The following is a 14,840-nucleotide window of genomic DNA, read 5'->3' on the forward strand; positions in this document are numbered from 1 at the left end:
AGACGCAACTATTAGCGTCGCTAATCGGTGCTGTTGCGCACACCCGTGGGATCAGCGGACCACCCCGACGACCGCCCACCGCCCGGACCGGGTGCGCAGCAGGATCGTGACCAGCCGGACCAGCATGAACGCGCTCAGCCCGGTCCAGATCCCGGCCAGCCCCCAGCCCAGCGCGAACGACAGCCACACCAGCGGCAGGAACCCGACCACGGCCGACAACAGCGTCGCCGTGCGCAGGAACGCCGCGTCACCCGCGCCCAGCAGCACGCCGTCGAGGGCGAACACCACCCCGGCGACCGGTTGCAGGGCGACGAAGAACCACCAGGCGTGCGGGATCTCGGCGAGCACGGCCGGGTCGCCGGTGAACGCCCGCGGCAGCACCCCGGCGAGCAGCCCGAACACGATCCCCAGACCGATGCCGAAGGCGAGCCCGTACCCGGCGAGGCGGCGGGCCAGCTCGCGCGCCCGGCCCGCGTCCCCCGCCCCGAGCGCCGCCCCCACCAGCGCCTGCGCGGCGATGGCCAGCGAGTCGAGCACCAGCGACAGGAACGTCCACAGTTGCAGCACCACCTGGTGCGCCCCGACCGCGCCCACGGACGTGCGCGCGGCGACCGCGGCGGCGGAGACGAAGCACGCCTGGAAGGCCAGGCTGCGCACCAGCAGGTCGCGGCCGAGCACCAACTGCGCGCGCATGACCGGGAACCGGGGCCGCAGCGGCACCCGCTCGCGGCGCAGCGCCCGCAGGAACAGCCCGCCGCCGAGCACCTGGCCCGCCACGTTCGCGGCGGCCGACCCCTCCAGCCCCCAGCCCGCGGCGTAGACCAGCGCCGGGCAGAGCGCGGCGGACACGGCGTTGCCGGTGAGCACGAGTCGCAGCGGCGTCCGGGTGTCCTGCACGCCGCGCATCCACCCGTTCCCGGCGAGCGACACCAGGATCATCGGCACGCCGAACAGCGCGATCCGCAGCCACGACACGGCGGCGTCCGCCAGCGCCCCCTCCCCCGCCAGCGCACGTGCGACCGGGGCCGCCAGCAACTGCCCGGCACCGAGCAGGAGCACCCCGAGGGCCAGGGCCAGCCAGGTCGCCTGCACCCCCTCGGCCACCGCCTCCGCGCGCCGCCCGGCCCCGTGCAGCCGGGCGGTGCGGGCGGTGGTGCCGTAGGACAGGAAGGTCAACTGGGTCGACAACTGTGCCAGCACGATCGCGCCGATGCCCAGGGCGCCGAGTTGGACCGCCCCGAGGTGACCGACCACGGCGGTGTCCACGAGCAGGTAGAGCGGCTCGGCGGCGAGCACGGGCAGCGCGGGGAGCGCGAGCGCGAGCACCCGCCGTCCCGTCGTGTGGTCCCGCATGGACACTCCTAGTAAGGTGCGAAAGAGGTATGCACCCCTGACACTAGCCGTAAGGACCGGTCATGGACAACGCTGCTTACTTGGACGTGGCGCTGCGCCTCGCCAATGCCGACCTCGACGGCCTGACCGGCCTCCGCGCGGCACTGCACGACGAGCCGTGGTGGTCGGAGCGCTGCGGCCAGTCCGACCTGGTGGCACTGCGCGAGACCCGGGGCGCCCTGCGGGAGGTCCTGGGCGCGGTCGTGCGCGGCGACGGGGACGCCGTGCTGGCCGGGGTGAACCGGCTCCTGACCGAGCACCCACCGCAGCCCCGCCTGTCCGGCCACAGCGGTGACTGGCACATCCACGTGGCCTCACCGGACGCGCCCCCGGCCACGGAGGTCGCGGCAGCCGCCGCCTGGGGGGTGGCCCAGGGCGTGGTCCGCCACGAAACCGAGCGCTGGGGCGCGTGCGACGCGGCGGACTGCGGCAACTACTTCCTGGACCTGTCGACGAACCGGGCCAAGCGCTTCTGCTCGGCGCGGTGCGCGAACCGGGTGCACGTGGCAGCTTTCCGCTCCCGCCAACAGGATTCCTGACCCCGCACCCCACCGCGCGCAACGAACAACCAGCCACCCGACAAACCGCAGCCCCGGCCACCAGCCATCCCAGAAATCGGCGGCCCGGCCACCAGCCACGCCAAACCCATCAGCGCAGCGGCCACCCACCTCGCACCCCACCATGCGCAGCAGGCAATCACCCCATCAACCGCAGGCCTGCTAACCAATCACCCGGAACCCCACCAGGCGCAGCGAAAACCAGCCACCCCCGCAACCGGCGGCCCGGCTACGGAAATGCCCGGGTGGGTGGATGTGCTTGGGTGGGGGTGCCGATCATGTGCAAGCCTGCCTGGGCTGTGGGGCATCTTTTCGCCCCACTCGGTCACACTGGGCGCATGATCGGCGTAGGGGCCCCGCCCAAGCGGATCCACCCATCCGGGCACGCCCCGAAAATCCCGGGCTTGTAAACCAACGGCACGACCAAACAGATTCCACTATGGACAGAAAACCCAGCCGAAGGGATCAGCCGGACCCAGGGTCGTGCTGGGAGAAGAAGGCGTCGACGACCGCGCGGAAGCGGTCGGGCTCCTCGACGTGCGCCATGTGGCTGGAGTTCTCGAAAACCTCCCACCGGGCCCCGGGAATCCCGTCGTGCAGAGGTGCGACGGCACGCGGGGTGACCTCGTCGTACCGACCGGAGGCGAGCAGGACCGGCGCAACGATCCGAGGCAGGCGAGGACGGATGTCCCAGTCCCGCAACGAGCCGGTCAGGCTGAACTCACTGGGCCCCATCATCGCGTTGTAGACCGCCGAATCCTCCCCCAGGGCCACGAGCGTCGCCATGACCTCATCCGGGACCGGCTTGGCCCGGCACACGTGCTCCCGGTAGAAGGCACGGACAGCCCGCTTGTAGTCCGGCGACCCCGTGGTCCCCGCCGCCTCGTGCTGCTCGATCGCCGCCCGGACCTCCGCCGGGAGGTTCCGCACCAGCCCACCCACCTCGTCGATGTACTGCCGGGCCGAGGCGAACGCGCCGACCGCGACCACCGACAGCAGGCCCGCCGGGCGGGCGACCGCGTGCTCCAGGGCCAGCATCCCACCCCAGGAGTGCCCCAGGACGTGGTACCCGGACCCGAACCCCAGGTGCGACACCAGGGCGGTGAGTTCGTCGAGGAACAGTTCCGGCCGCCAGAACACCTCCGGCGCACCGGGGAGGCGGCCGGAGCGGCCGCTGCCGAACTGGTCGTAGAAGACGCACACGCGGTCCAGGGCGGCCAGCGACAGCAGGTAGTCGTGGGTCATGCCGGGGCCGCCGTGGCAGACGACGACGGGGGCGCGGCCGGGGGCGGGGGTTCCCACGACGCGGTACCAGGTCCGCAAGCCCTGCCTGTGCAGGGTTCCCTCCGCGGTGGTGCGGGTCTCGGCGGTGCTCATGTCACCCCTCGCTGTCGTCGCTGTGCCGCCATGCAAGTCCCCGGGGCTGACCGCTCGCTGACGGCCTGAACGGCCGTTTCGGCTGGTAGCATCCCGTGTGCGCTGAGTTCCGGGCACAGGACCGGAGACCGTTGCCGGGGAACGGATCCCCGGCGGCGATTCCCCCCGAGGAAGGACCGTCATGGCCGCTCCCGCACAGACCCCGGCGACCGCCGTCGAGTACGGGCACGTCGAACCGCTGTGGACGCACTTCGACGACCTGGACCTGATGGGGATGGTGCACAACACCCGGTACCCGGTGCTGGTCGAGCGGGCGCTGACCGGGCACTGGACCCGGCAGGGGTTCGACTTCGTCAACGGCGTCTACAGCAAGCCGGACGTGGTGGTCGTGGTGGCGGAGTTCTCGATTTCCTACCGGGCGCCGATCCGCGGCACCAACCCGATCGGGGTGCACCTGTGGGTGGAGAAGGTGGGGCAGTCCAGCGCCACCTACGGGTTCCGGGTCCTCTCCGACGACGGCGCGACCGTGCACGCCGAGGGGCGGCGGGTCCACATCAGACTGGACCAGGCCACGCACCGCCCGACGCCGTGGACCGACGAGGCCCGCGCGGTGCTCGACGCGCTCGCCAAGCCGCAGGAGACCTCCGCCTGACACGGCGACAACCGCCCGGGTGCGACCAGTGGTCGCACCCGGGCGGTGTCGTCAGTGCCGCTGACCCGTCTGCCCCTGTCTCACCAGGGGATCGTGCCCGTCTCGGTGAGGAACCGGCGGTCGGGCAGGGTGGCGGCGTCGGCCGTGGCGTACCGGACGATCACCGCCGCCCCCTCCTCGACCGACTTGGGGCCGGTGAAGTTGTTCAGGTCCGTGGCGACGAACCCGGGTGAGACCGCGTACACGGTCACCCCGGACTCGGCCAGGGCACTGGCGTAGAACACCGACGCCATGTTCATCGCCGCCTTGGACGCGCAGTACGGCAGCAGGTCCGGGCGCTGGGCGGCGCCGGTGGCCACCCGCTCGAAGGTGGCCAGCGAGCTGGTCACGTTGATCACCCGCCCGGACGCCTTGCGCAGCGCCGGGAGCAGCGCCTGCGTCACCGCGAACACCCCGGTGAAGTTGGTGTCCAGCACCGAGGTGAGGTCCTCGACCGTCAGCTCGTCGAGGGTGCGGGCCGTGCCGCGCGGGATGCCGGTGACCCCGGCGTTGTTGACCAGCAGGTCCAGGCCGCCGTGCTGCTCGGCCACGTGCTCGCCGACGGCGCGGACGCTGTCGGCGTCGGTGACGTCGAGCCGGAGGAACCGGACGTCGCCGTCGATCCCCGCCGCCGCGGCCTCGCCCAGGGCGGGGTCGCGGGCGGTGAGGAGCACCGTGTGGCCCAGTGCGGCGAGCTGGCGCGCGGTCTCGTGGCCGAGGCCCTTGTTGGCGCCGGTCACCAGGGCGACCTTGGCGGGGGCGGTGTCGGTCATCGGTTCACTCCGGGTCGATCGTTCTCGGACTGGCTGCGGGGTGGTCGTGCTGCGGGGTGATCATCCCGCAGCGGCGGTTCACTCCGCGGCGGCGGGTTCCTTGGCCTCGGCCGAATCCGCCTTCGGCGCCGCGGCGGGCGTCGCCGGGGTCGCGGCGGGAGCGGCGGGCGGCGGGAAGCGCAGCCAGAACAGCGCGATCAGGAACGAGATCGCCACCAGCACGGTGCACGCCAGGTAGACCGTCGAGTACGCGTCGACGCCCAGGGAGCCGTCCGCGGCGGACTTCGACTGGAGGATCACCGCGCACATCGCGATGCCCAGCGCGCCGCCGAACTGGCGGGCGGTGGTGTTGAGGCCGCTGGAGGAGGCGAACCGGGTCGGCGGGGCCGACATCGCCGCCGACTGCGAGGTGCCCAGCGTCGCCGAACCCATGGCGAAGCCGACCAGGAAGCCACCCGGCAGCCACAGCGTGAGGAAGGCCGAGCTGTCGGGCAGGCCGAAGCTGAACCAGATGCCGCAGGCGAGGAACGCGCCGAGGCCCAGCAGGGTGACCGTGCGCGGGCCGCCGATCTTCGGGGCGACCTTGCCCATCCGCAGCGCGGCGATCGAGGCGACGATCGCGCCCGGCGTCATCGCCAGGCCCGCCTGCAGCGGCGAGTACTGCCACAGGTCGATGATGTAGAGCACGCCGACGAGCAGCCACGGGTACTGCGCCATGCCGTAGAACAGCGAGGTCGCGTTGGTGGCGACGAAGGTCTTGTTGGCCCACAGCGTGGTCTCCAGCGCCGGGACCGGGTGCGAGCGGGAGCGCAGGACCACGAAGGCGAGCAGGAGCACGCCGCCCACCAGGCAGGCCAGGGTCTTGGCGTCGGTCCAGCCCCAGGTGCCGCCCTCGGTGACGCCCATGGTGAGGGCGCCGACGCCCAGGGCCAGCAGCAGCGTGCCCAGCGGGTCGGGCAGCGCGCCGCGGCTGCTCTTGTCCTGCGGCGCGAGCAGCCGCAGGGTGGCGACCACCAGCAGGACGCCGAACGGCAGGTTGATGTAGAACACCGAGCGCCAGCCGAACAGGTCGACCAGCACCCCGCCGACGGTCGGGCCGACGGCCGCGGCCAGCGCGGACGCCGCGCTCCACAGGCCGATCGACTGCGCCCGCTTGTCCGCCGGGCCGTCGAGCAGCAGGATCGTCAGCGACGCCGGGATCATCGCCGCCGCGCCCGCGCCCTGCACGAGCCGGGCGACGATGAGGAACGGCAGGTTCGGCGCCACCGCGCAGGCCAGCGAGGCGACGGTGAACAGGCCGACCCCGCCCGCGAACAGGGCGCGGCGGCCCAGCACGTCGGCGAGGCGGCCGGAGGGGGCCAGCAGCGCGGCGAACATGACCGCGTAGGCGCTGATCACCCACGACAGCGAACTGACCGAGACGGTGGGGAACGCGCGTTGCAGGTCGGGGACCGCGAGGTTGGCCACGGTCGAGTCGAGCATCGACAGGAACGCACCCCCCGACGCGGTCAGCAGGATCGCGCGGGTGCGGCCCGCGCTCGTGGTTGCCTCAGCCATCCTTCAACTCCTGGTTACCGGCGCCCGGCGGCGCGAAGTGGTGGTCGCGCTCACTCGTCGGTGGCGGCGTAGTCGATGACCTTGTCGACCTGCTGGATGCGGGCCAGGTCGAGGTCGCCCGCGATCTGCTCGTCCTGGGCGATCAGCGCGTCGAGGTCGTGGTGCTCGTAGCCGATGATCCCCATCTCGGCGAACGCGTGGCGCATCTTGTCGCCGAACAGGCCGAGGTCGTTGAGGGTCGGGACGATGCGGGAGAACAGGTGGCTGCGGAACGCCTTGAAGTGCTGGGAGCCGCGCATGTAGTCGATGCACTCGTCGGCGTCGATGTCGAGGTTGCGCCAGACCTCCTCGCCGACGAACCGCTCCTGCATCTGGTAGCAGGCCTCGATGCAGAACTCCTCGCGCTCGTCGCGCTCGGCCTGGGTGAGCTGCGGGTAGTACTCGCGCAGGGTCAGCCGCCCGAACGCCACGTGCCGGGCCTCGTCCTGCATGACGTAGGTGTTGAGCGCCTGCGCCAGCGGCTCGGAGGCGTTGTCGCGGATCAGGCCGAACGCGGCCAGCGCCAGGCCCTCGATCAGCACCTGCATGCCCAGGTAGGTCATGTCCCACCGGGAGTCGGAGATGACGTCGTTGAGCAGCGCCTTGAGGCTGGGGTTGATCGGGTAGGCGAGCTGGAGCTTCTCCCGCAGGTAGCGCGAGTAGACCTCCATGTGCCGGGCCTCGTCCATCACCTGGGTGGCCGCGTAGAACTTCGCGTCCAGGCCGGGGACGGTGTGCACGATCTTCGACGAGCAGATCAGCGCGCCCTGCTCACCGTGCAGGAACTGGGAGAACTGCCAGGCCGCCAGGTGGTGGCGGACCATCCCCTTGTCCTTGTCGCCCAGGGAGTCCCACACCCGGGAGCCGTAGATGGCGATGGTCTGCTCGGGCACGCCCATGGGGTTGTTGCAGTCGACCTCGATCGACCAGTCGAGCCGCTCGGCCGCGTCCCACTGCTTCTGCTTGCCCTTCTCGTACAGGCTGAGCAGGCGGTCGCGGCCCTCGTCGTACTCCCAGTCGAAGACCGTGGTGCCGCCGCCGGGGATCTGCCACTGGGTCTGGTCGACGGGTAACGCGTACATCCGGGTGCTCACGGATTCCTCCAGGGATGGGTCGCGGCCCGTGGTCTGCCACGTCACCGGGCACCGGGCTCTACCGGGGCAAGTCTGTGCGAGGCGCCCCCCTGGAGGCAGTGGGGATAACCCTGGGGTCCCCCAGGGGTGTGCGCTCCCGGGCTTGTTTTCCCGGTCCTCCTAACATCCGACGTGAACGGAATAGGTGCCCATTTCCTGGAGCCTGTCGCATACTGGTGCCGCAGACATCCGCCGGGACCCGCAGGGCCGCGCCGACGGGGGGTGTCCGAGGGGTCCAAAGGCCGCAGTCCATTGGATGGGGGATAAAGCTTGAGCACGCTTGATGACCTTGGCGTTCCCGGGTTGGAACGACCGGGTGGAGCAAGCTTTGCCGAGGGCGCGAAACGGAGGAAGTGGGCAGACCACCTCGTCGGTCGAGAACACGAACTGGGCATCATCGCCCGCTCACTGGACAACCTGTCGAACGGCGCCGCGGGCAGCCAGTTGATCGAACTGACCGGGGACGCGGGCATCGGCAAGACCGCCCTGCTGGGTGAACTGGTCAGCCTGGCCCGCGCCCGGCACGCGGTGGTGCTGTCGGGCAGGCCGGAGCGGGGTTCCTCCTACAGCGTCTGGGCCGACGCCTTCGACGACCAGCACCGGCTCGTCGGCGACGTCGTCCGGAGCTGGACGCCCGCCGAGCGCGCCGAGCTGGGCTGGCTGTTCCCCAGCCTGGCCACCCGCGAGGACGCGTTGCTCGGCATCCCATTACCCGGGCCCGCACCGGTGGGCCACCGCCTGGTGCGGGAACTGCTGGAGCGCCTGGCCGTCTCGGCGCTCGTGGTGGTGCTCGACGACATGCACACCGCCGACCCGGCGTCGCTGGACCTGCTGGGCAGCCTGCTGCGCCGCCCGCCGAACGCCTCGGTCATGTTCGCGGTGGGCTACCGCGACCGGCAGGCGGGCACCCGGCTGCGCGAGGCCATCGCGGGCCGGTCCCGCCAGGTGACGCTCACCGCGACCCGCCTGGCGCCGCTCACCGAGGCCGACACCGCCCGGATGCTGTCCGGGCAGGGCACCGCGAGCTGGCGCAGGCAGCTACACGTGGAGAGCGAGGGCAACCCCTCCTACCTCAAGGTGCTCTCCGCCGAGCGCGCACCGTTCCCGGGTGGGGGCCCGGGGTCGGCGGCGCTGCACGACGTCCGCGCGGGCGACTGCCCGGTCTTCTTCGACGAGCTCGACGGGCTGTCCCCGGCGGCGCGCACGGTCGTGGAGGCCGCCGCGGTGCTCGGCGACGTGTTCGACACGACGCTGGTGGCCAAGATGCTCGAGCAGCCCGAGGCGGCGGTGCTCGCCGCGATCGGCGAGCTGATCCGCCAGGACCTGGTGCGCCCGGTGGTCTCCGGCCAGTACTTCGCCCTGCGCCACCCGGTCGTGGCCAGGGTCATCCGGGAGAACGCCGAGCTGAGCACCCGCATCGAACTGCACCGCACCGCCGACGCTGCGCTGCGCGCCAGGGACGCCTCCCCCGCGACCCGCGCCCCGCACGTCGAGCAGTGGGCCCGCTACGGCGACCTGGGCGCGGTCGAGGTGCTGGAGACCGCCGCGGCCTCGGTCATGACCACCGACCCGGTGCGCGCCGCCACCTGGCTCAAGACCGCCCTGCGGGTGCTGCCGCAGATCCCGGACCTGCAATCGCGGCGCGCGGAGATGCTGGTGCGCCTGGCCAAGGCCCGGGGCACCTCCGGCTACCTGCGCGAGTGCCGCGACACCATGCACGAGGCGCTGCGCCACCTGCCCGCCGAACCCCGCGTCGCGCACGCCAAGGCGGTCGCGTTCACCGCGATGGTGCAGCGGCTGCTCGGCGCGCACGCCGAGACCGAGGCCATGATCCGGGCCGAGATCGAGGCCCTGGACCGCCCGGACAGCTCCGCGTGCGCGCAGCTCACGTTCGAACTCGCCTGCAACGAACTGAGCAAGGGCGACCCCGAGCGCTGCCAGGAACTCGCCGCGACCGCCCTCGACGTCGCCGTGCGGCACGGGCTCGCCCCGATGCAGGCGTCCTGCCTGGGGCTCAGCGCGATGGCCAAGGCCACCGCGGGCGACATCGAGGGTGCCCGCACCTGCCTGCGCGGTGCCACCACCCTGCTCGACGCCATGCTGGACAACGACTTCGCCCACAGCCTCACCGCGGTGGTGTGGATCGGGTGGAGCGAGGTCGTCCTGGAGCAGTGGGACGACGCCCTGCGCCACTTCGACAAGGCCGTCGAGGTCGCGGGCCGCAGCAAGAGCTGGCTGGTCCTGCCGCACCTGCTGGTCGGCTACGTGTTCGTGCTGCGCAACCGCGGCCGCCTGCGCGAGGCCCGCACGGCCGCCGAGCACGCGGTGCACCTGGCCGAGAAGTCCCGCAGCCCCGAGCAGATGACCAGCGCCCACTCCATGCTGGCCTGGATCGACGCCACCCTCGGCGAGACCGACCAGGCCCTGCACAGCGGCATCGTGGCCACCGACAACAACCGCGAACCCGCCAGCGGGTGGTGCGGCACCCTCGCGCTGCGGATGCTCGCCGAGGTGCGGCTGATGACCCGCAACCGCGAGGAGTGCATGGCCCTGGTGACCTCGGCGGGCGGCCCCGGCCTGGTCGCCGCGGACGTCTGCTCCCGGGTCGCCTGGTACGAGCTGCTGACCAGGGCCGAACTGCTCACCGGCCGCGTCGAGGCGGCCGCGGTCTGGGCCGGGCACGCCGCGAAGGCCGCCACCGCGCTGGACCAGCCGGGCCGCAACGCCCTGGCCGTGCTCGCCCAGGCCCAGGTCGACCTGGCCCGCAGGCCCGAGACCGCCGTCCCCGCCGCCGAGCGCGCGGTGCGCGGCCTGGAGGACGCGGGGATGGTCGTCGACGGCCTGCGCGCCCGCGTCGTCCTCGGCACCGCCCTGTGGCACCAGGGCCGCCACGACGACGGGATGCGCGAGCTCAAGACCGCGGAGATGACGTTCACCCAGATGGGCGCGCAGAGCCTGGCCCGCGTCGCGCGGACCGAACGCCGTCGGCTGGCGGCGCGGTCGGCGACCGTGCGGGGGCCGCGGTCGGAGAGCGCGGCCGGGGCGACCACGCTGACCGGCCGGGAGCGGGAGGTGGCGGAGCTGGTGGGCGAGGGCATGACCAACCGGCTGATCGCCCGGCAACTGCACATCGCGGAGAAGACCGTGGAGATGCACCTGTCCAACGTGTTCGCCAAGATCGGCGTGAGCAGCCGCTCCGGGGTGGCGGCCTACATGATCCGGAACACGGCGTAGGGACTGGTGCCCGAGGCCCCCGGTGCGCTGCGCACCGGGGGCCTCGTCCTGCGCGGGGGCGGCGCTGTCCATCACGTCACGCGGGTGAGGTCCGCGGCACCGCCGCATTCCCCACCACGGCGGGCAGCACCGTCGGCGCGGGCGGGGTGGACGCCCTGGCGAGGTTGTCGGGAGGGGCGCAGCGGGCCAGGGCGGGCAGGGTGACGCCACCGGGAACGCGGGGCGGTCGTGTCATGGGGCCAGGGAACCACATGCCGTCGGGACCGGTCCCGGAATCGATCTGCCCGGTCGACGGCCACCGGTTGCGGTGCGCACCGGAGCCCTCGTCCCGCGCGGACGCGGTGGTCGCGGGCGGTCCGGTGGACCGCCCGCGACCCCTTTGTCTACAGTGGAATGTTGCTGTGCTTGCGGGGGGCGACGGTCTCCCGCTTGGTGCGCAGGGCGCGCAGGGCGCGGATGATGGCCACCCTGGTCTCGCTCGGGGCGATGACGTCGTCGATGCAGCCGCGTTCGGCCGCCACGTAGGGGCTGGTGAGGGTGTCCTCGTAGGCCTCGGTGAAGGCGCGGCGGGCGTCGTCGGGGTTCGGGGCGGACATGATCTCCTTGTGGAAGAGCATGTCCACGCCGCCCTGGGCGCCCATGACGCCGATCTGGGCGACCGGCCAGGCGAAGCAGACGTCGGCGCCGAGTTCCTTGGAGCCCATGACCGCGTAGCCGCCGCCGAAGGCCTTGCGGGTGATGACGGTGACCTTGGGGACGGTGGACTCGATGTAGGCGAAGCCGAGCTTGGCGCCGCGGCGGATGATGCCCGCGTGCTCCTGCACCGCCCCCGGCAGGAAGCCGGGGACGTCGACCAGGGTGATGATGGGGATGTTGAAGGCGTCGCAGAAGCGGACGAACCTGGCCGCCTTCTCCGCGGCGTCGATGTCGAGCGAGCCCGCCAGGTGCAGCGGCTGGTTGGCCACGACGCCGACGCTGGCGCCCTCCACCCTGGCGAAGCCGCACAGGATGTTGGGGGCGAAGGCGGGGTGGACCTCCAGGAAGTCGCCGTCGTCGACCACGCGTTCCACGACCTCGCGCATGTCGTAGCCGTGTTCGGGGGCGTCGGGGATGAGGGCGTCGAGTTCGGCGTCGGTGTCGGTGGTGGTCAGGTCGGTGGTCGCGGCGTAGGTGGGGGACTCGTCGAGGTTGTTGGCGGGCAGGAACGCCAGCAGGTCGCGGACGTAGGCGATCGCGTCGGCCTCGTCGGTGGCCAGGTAGTGCGCGTTGCCGGTCTGGGCGCTGTGCACCTTGCCGCCGCCGAGGGCCTCCAGGCTGATCCGCTCGCCGGTGACCTTGCGGATGACCTCGGGGCCGGTGACGAACATGTGCGAGGTCTTGTCCACCATGACCACGAAGTCGGTGGCCGCCGGGGTGTAGACCGCGCCGCCCGCGCAGACGCCCATGATCAGCGAGATCTGCGGGATGACCCCGGAGGCGCGCACGACCCGGCGGGCCACCTGGCCGTAGGCCGACAGCGACAGCACGCCCTCCTGGATGCGGGCGCCGCTGGAGTCGTTGATGCCGATGACCGGGCAGCCGGTCTGCACCGCGAGGTCGAGGATCTTGCCGACCTTGGTGCCGAACATCTCCCCCACGCTGCCGTTGAACGACGTCACGTCCTGGGCGTACACGCACACCTGGCGGCCGTCGACCGTGCCGTAGCCGGTGACCACGCCGTCGCCCGCCGGGCGGTTGGCGTCGATGCCGAAGTTGGTGGAGCGGTGCCGGGCGAACGCGTCGGTCTCCACGAACGAGCCGGGGTCGAGCAGCAGGTCGATGCGTTCGCGGGCGGTCAGCTTGCCCAGCACGTGCTGGCGCTTGGCCGCGCGCGGCGAACCGGGCTGGCGGGCCACCTGGCGGCGCCTGCGGAACTCGGCGATCCGCTCCGCGGTGCCCGCCCGCCCGGGCACCACCGGCTCGGGCGGAGCGGGGTCCGGCGGCGGTGCGAGCACCGCCGCCCGCTCCTGGTCGGACACGCCCGCGGTCACGTCGGCATCCCCGCCAGGACCCGCGACTGGGCGGCGCGGGTGGCGAACTCGGCCACCTGCCACCCGATCTTGCGAAGCTGCACGTCGCACTGGGCGCGGGCCGCGTCGCCACCGTCTCCCGGGGTGGGCGGGGAGGTGTTGACGGTGATGCCCAGCGGGGTGGGCCAGCCGCGCAGGGCGTGCACGATCGAGCGCAGCGCCGACAGGGTGGCCCCGCCCGCCTGCCAGCCCGCCGCGGTGACGAAGCAGCCGACGGCGCGGCCGTCGAGGTAGGCGCGCTCCCGGTCGGCGAGGTGTTCGAGGTGGTCGAGGGCGTTCTTGACCATCGCCGACACGCCGCCGTGGTAGGCGGGGCTGGCCAGCAGCACCCCGTTGGCGCGGCCGACGGTCTCCACCAGGTCCAGGACGCCGGGGTCCGTGGGCGCCGCGCCGGGGCGGAACATCGGCAGCGCGGCCAGGAACTCGCCGCCGAACAGGCGGACCTCGCAGCCCGCGGCCTCGGGGCTGCTCAGCGCGGTGAGCAGGGCCCGCTCGGTGCTGGAGCCCGCACGGCCGGTGCCGCCGATGGCGACCACCAGCGGCCGGGGCCTGGTCTCGGTGGTCGTCACGCGCCGCTCCTCAGGCTCGCCGGGCGCATGTCGGTCCACACCCGCTCGATGTGGTCCAGGCAGTCCTGCCGGGGGCCGGTGAAGCCCTCCGCGCGCCAGCCCGCGGGCAGCGCCAGGCCGTCCTCCCACACCGAGTACTGCTCTTCACCGTTGACGACCACGTGGAACGCGGTGGACATGCTCTTCTCCTCGATCGGCTCTGGCGCGGTCACTTGCGGGTGTCCTTGACGACCTTGCCGCCCTTGACCACGAGCCGGACGCGGCTGGGGTCGTCGAACAGCTCGGGTTCGGTCAGCGGGTCGAAGTCGACGGCGATGACGTCGGCGAACTTGCCGACCTCGACCGAGCCGATCTTGTCGGCGACCCGCATGATCTCGGCGTTGACCGAGGTGGCGGACTGGATGGCGCCCATCGGGCCGAGCACCTTGGCCTTGAGCGCCAGTTCCAGGCCGCGGCGGTCCTGCTTGGGGCCGATGAGGTCGGAGCCGGAGCCGACCGGGATGCCCGCGGCGGTGGCCAGGCGGATGGCCTCGACCATCCCCTCCATGGTGCCGCAGACGCGCTCGCGGATCTGCGGCGGCAGGCCGTGGGCGTCGAAGTCGTCGGTGAGCACCTGGGCGATGGCCAGCGTGGGCACCAGGGCGACCCCGGCGGCGGCCATCTGCGCGGCGGTGGCCTCGTCGATGCCGGTGCCGTGCTCGACGCACTTCACCCCGGCCTTGACCGCGTTCTGGATGCCGTACTTGTTGTGCGCGTGCACGGTGACGTAGGTGTGCCGGGCGTTGGCCTCCTCCACCGCGACGGCGATCTCCTCGATGGAGAACTGGGTGTCGTCGAGGTCGTCGGCGATGGACACCACGCCGCCGGTGACGGCCATCTTGAGGAAGGTCGCGCCCTGGCGGAAGCACTCGCGGGCGGCCTTGCGCACCTCGTCGCGGCCGTCGGAGATGCGACCGACCGCGGTCAGGCCGCGCACCCGGAACGCGAAGGACTCGTCCGGGGCCTGGAACGGCGAGCCGAGGTGGCCGTGGCCGCCGCACTGCACCAGCGGCGAGGCCGAGGCCCACAGCCGCGGCCCTGGCACCATGCCCTTGCCGACGGTGCGCAGGACGCCGTGGTCGATGCCGCCGCAGTCGCGCACGGCGGTGAACCCGGCCTCCACGGTCTGGCGCAGGGTGCGGAAGATGTCGGCGGCGCGCTCGGCGACCGACAGCTCGTTGTTGAGCACCGCGCGCATCTCGCTGGCGTGTCCCATGTGGACGTGCGCGTCGATCAGGCCGGGCAGCAGGGTCAGCCCGGACAGGTCGACCAGGTCGGCGTCGGCGGGGGCGTCGGCGGTGGAGCCGACCGCGGTGATCCTGTCGTCGGTGACGACGACCGCGCTGTTGGCGGTCGGGTCGCCGCCGAGGCCGTCGATGAGCGTGGCGCCGGTGAGCAGCATGGACATGT

General features: G+C 72.5%; 13 protein-coding genes. 3 read left to right on the forward strand and 10 right to left on the reverse strand.

Going from position 1 to position 14,840, the window contains the following annotated elements; translation table 11 throughout:
* Window positions 1–51 precede the first annotated feature (51 nt).
* The gene (locus tag L6E12_RS10815; RefSeq protein ID WP_236227745.1) at window positions 52–1,353 is read right to left on the reverse strand and encodes an MATE family efflux transporter; all 1,302 of its coding nucleotides are present in this window, start codon (window positions 1,351–1,353) and stop codon (window positions 52–54) included.
* A gap of 62 nt (window positions 1,354–1,415) precedes the next feature.
* Here L6E12_RS10815 and L6E12_RS35065 point away from each other — a divergent pair, with 62 nt between their 5' ends.
* Entirely contained in the window at window positions 1,416–1,931 is a 516-nt protein-coding gene (locus L6E12_RS35065) for a CGNR zinc finger domain-containing protein (protein ID WP_035290503.1), read from the forward strand.
* A gap of 483 nt (window positions 1,932–2,414) precedes the next feature.
* Here L6E12_RS35065 and L6E12_RS10830 read toward each other — a convergent pair whose 3' ends face one another.
* The gene (locus tag L6E12_RS10830) at window positions 2,415–3,326 is read right to left on the reverse strand and encodes a proline iminopeptidase-family hydrolase (protein WP_236227746.1); all 912 of its coding nucleotides are present in this window, start codon (window positions 3,324–3,326) and stop codon (window positions 2,415–2,417) included.
* A gap of 181 nt (window positions 3,327–3,507) precedes the next feature.
* Between L6E12_RS10830 and L6E12_RS10835 the strand changes: the two genes are divergently transcribed.
* Complete coding sequence (locus tag L6E12_RS10835) at window positions 3,508–3,978, forward strand: thioesterase family protein (protein ID WP_236227747.1); 471 nt, start codon at window positions 3,508–3,510, stop codon at window positions 3,976–3,978.
* An 80-nt stretch (window positions 3,979–4,058) separates the two neighbouring features.
* On the opposite strand, the gene L6E12_RS10840 is transcribed toward L6E12_RS10835, so the two are convergent.
* The 3 genes from L6E12_RS10840 to L6E12_RS10850 all read right to left on the reverse strand — a co-directional run bounded on the left by L6E12_RS10840 (window position 4,059) and on the right by L6E12_RS10850 (window position 7,480).
* Window positions 4,059–4,790: an SDR family NAD(P)-dependent oxidoreductase gene (locus L6E12_RS10840; RefSeq protein WP_236227748.1), complete on the reverse strand. Its 732-nt coding sequence runs from the start codon at window positions 4,788–4,790 to the stop codon at window positions 4,059–4,061.
* Window positions 4,791–4,868: 78 nt separating this feature from the next.
* Window positions 4,869–6,347, reverse strand: coding sequence for a DHA2 family efflux MFS transporter permease subunit (locus L6E12_RS10845; RefSeq protein WP_236227749.1), 1,479 nt, complete (start codon window positions 6,345–6,347; stop codon window positions 4,869–4,871).
* Window positions 6,348–6,397: 50 nt separating this feature from the next.
* On the reverse strand, window positions 6,398–7,480 hold the full coding sequence (locus tag L6E12_RS10850) for a diiron oxygenase (RefSeq protein WP_236227750.1): 1,083 nt from the start codon (window positions 7,478–7,480) through the stop codon (window positions 6,398–6,400).
* Window positions 7,481–7,789: 309 nt separating this feature from the next.
* Here L6E12_RS10850 and L6E12_RS10855 point away from each other — a divergent pair, with 309 nt between their 5' ends.
* Entirely contained in the window at window positions 7,790–10,753 is a 2,964-nt protein-coding gene (locus L6E12_RS10855) for a helix-turn-helix transcriptional regulator (protein ID WP_236227751.1), read from the forward strand.
* A 76-nt stretch (window positions 10,754–10,829) separates the two neighbouring features.
* Here L6E12_RS10855 and L6E12_RS10860 read toward each other — a convergent pair whose 3' ends face one another.
* The 5 genes from L6E12_RS10860 to L6E12_RS10880 form a co-directional block, all read right to left on the reverse strand.
* Complete coding sequence (locus tag L6E12_RS10860; protein ID WP_236227752.1) at window positions 10,830–10,988, reverse strand: hypothetical protein; 159 nt, start codon at window positions 10,986–10,988, stop codon at window positions 10,830–10,832.
* Between the two features lie 148 nt (window positions 10,989–11,136).
* On the reverse strand, window positions 11,137–12,747 hold the full coding sequence (locus L6E12_RS10865) for an acyl-CoA carboxylase subunit beta (protein WP_374201859.1): 1,611 nt from the start codon (window positions 12,745–12,747) through the stop codon (window positions 11,137–11,139).
* A 32-nt stretch (window positions 12,748–12,779) separates the two neighbouring features.
* Window positions 12,780–13,391 (reverse strand): NAD(P)H-dependent oxidoreductase, encoded by a 612-nt coding sequence (locus L6E12_RS10870; RefSeq protein WP_236227753.1) that lies wholly within the window; start codon window positions 13,389–13,391, stop codon window positions 12,780–12,782.
* Entirely contained in the window at window positions 13,388–13,570 is a 183-nt protein-coding gene (locus tag L6E12_RS10875) for an MbtH family NRPS accessory protein (RefSeq protein WP_035280649.1), read from the reverse strand. Before L6E12_RS10875 ends, L6E12_RS10870 begins: the two co-directional genes overlap by 4 nt.
* A gap of 29 nt (window positions 13,571–13,599) precedes the next feature.
* Window positions 13,600–14,838: an amidohydrolase family protein gene (locus tag L6E12_RS10880; protein WP_236227754.1), complete on the reverse strand. Its 1,239-nt coding sequence runs from the start codon at window positions 14,836–14,838 to the stop codon at window positions 13,600–13,602.
* Window positions 14,839–14,840 lie beyond the last annotated feature (2 nt).

This window comes from Actinokineospora sp. PR83 (genome assembly GCF_021056305.1).
In the GTDB taxonomy this organism is placed as follows: Bacteria; Actinomycetota; Actinomycetes; order Mycobacteriales; family Pseudonocardiaceae; genus Actinokineospora; species Actinokineospora spheciospongiae.

What these genes read in the sequence shown, in the direction of transcription:
- L6E12_RS10835 (WP_236227747.1), top strand. Translation starts at nt 3,508, where the DNA reads ATGGCCGCTCCCGCACAGACCCCGGCGACCGCCGTCGAGTACGGGCAC.
- L6E12_RS10845 (WP_236227749.1), bottom strand. Translation starts at nt 6,347, where the DNA reads ATGGCTGAGGCAACCACGAGCGCGGGCCGCACCCGCGCGATCCTGCTG.
- L6E12_RS10815 (WP_236227745.1), bottom strand. Translation starts at nt 1,353, where the DNA reads ATGCGGGACCACACGACGGGACGGCGGGTGCTCGCGCTCGCGCTCCCC.
- L6E12_RS10840 (WP_236227748.1), bottom strand. Translation starts at nt 4,790, where the DNA reads ATGACCGACACCGCCCCCGCCAAGGTCGCCCTGGTGACCGGCGCCAAC.
- L6E12_RS35065 (WP_035290503.1), top strand. Translation starts at nt 1,416, where the DNA reads ATGGACAACGCTGCTTACTTGGACGTGGCGCTGCGCCTCGCCAATGCC.
- L6E12_RS10830 (WP_236227746.1), bottom strand. Translation starts at nt 3,326, where the DNA reads ATGAGCACCGCCGAGACCCGCACCACCGCGGAGGGAACCCTGCACAGG.
- L6E12_RS10860 (WP_236227752.1), bottom strand. Translation starts at nt 10,988, where the DNA reads ATGACACGACCGCCCCGCGTTCCCGGTGGCGTCACCCTGCCCGCCCTG.
- L6E12_RS10880 (WP_236227754.1), bottom strand. Translation starts at nt 14,838, where the DNA reads ATGTCCATGCTGCTCACCGGCGCCACGCTCATCGACGGCCTCGGCGGC.
- L6E12_RS10875 (WP_035280649.1), bottom strand. Translation starts at nt 13,570, where the DNA reads ATGTCCACCGCGTTCCACGTGGTCGTCAACGGTGAAGAGCAGTACTCG.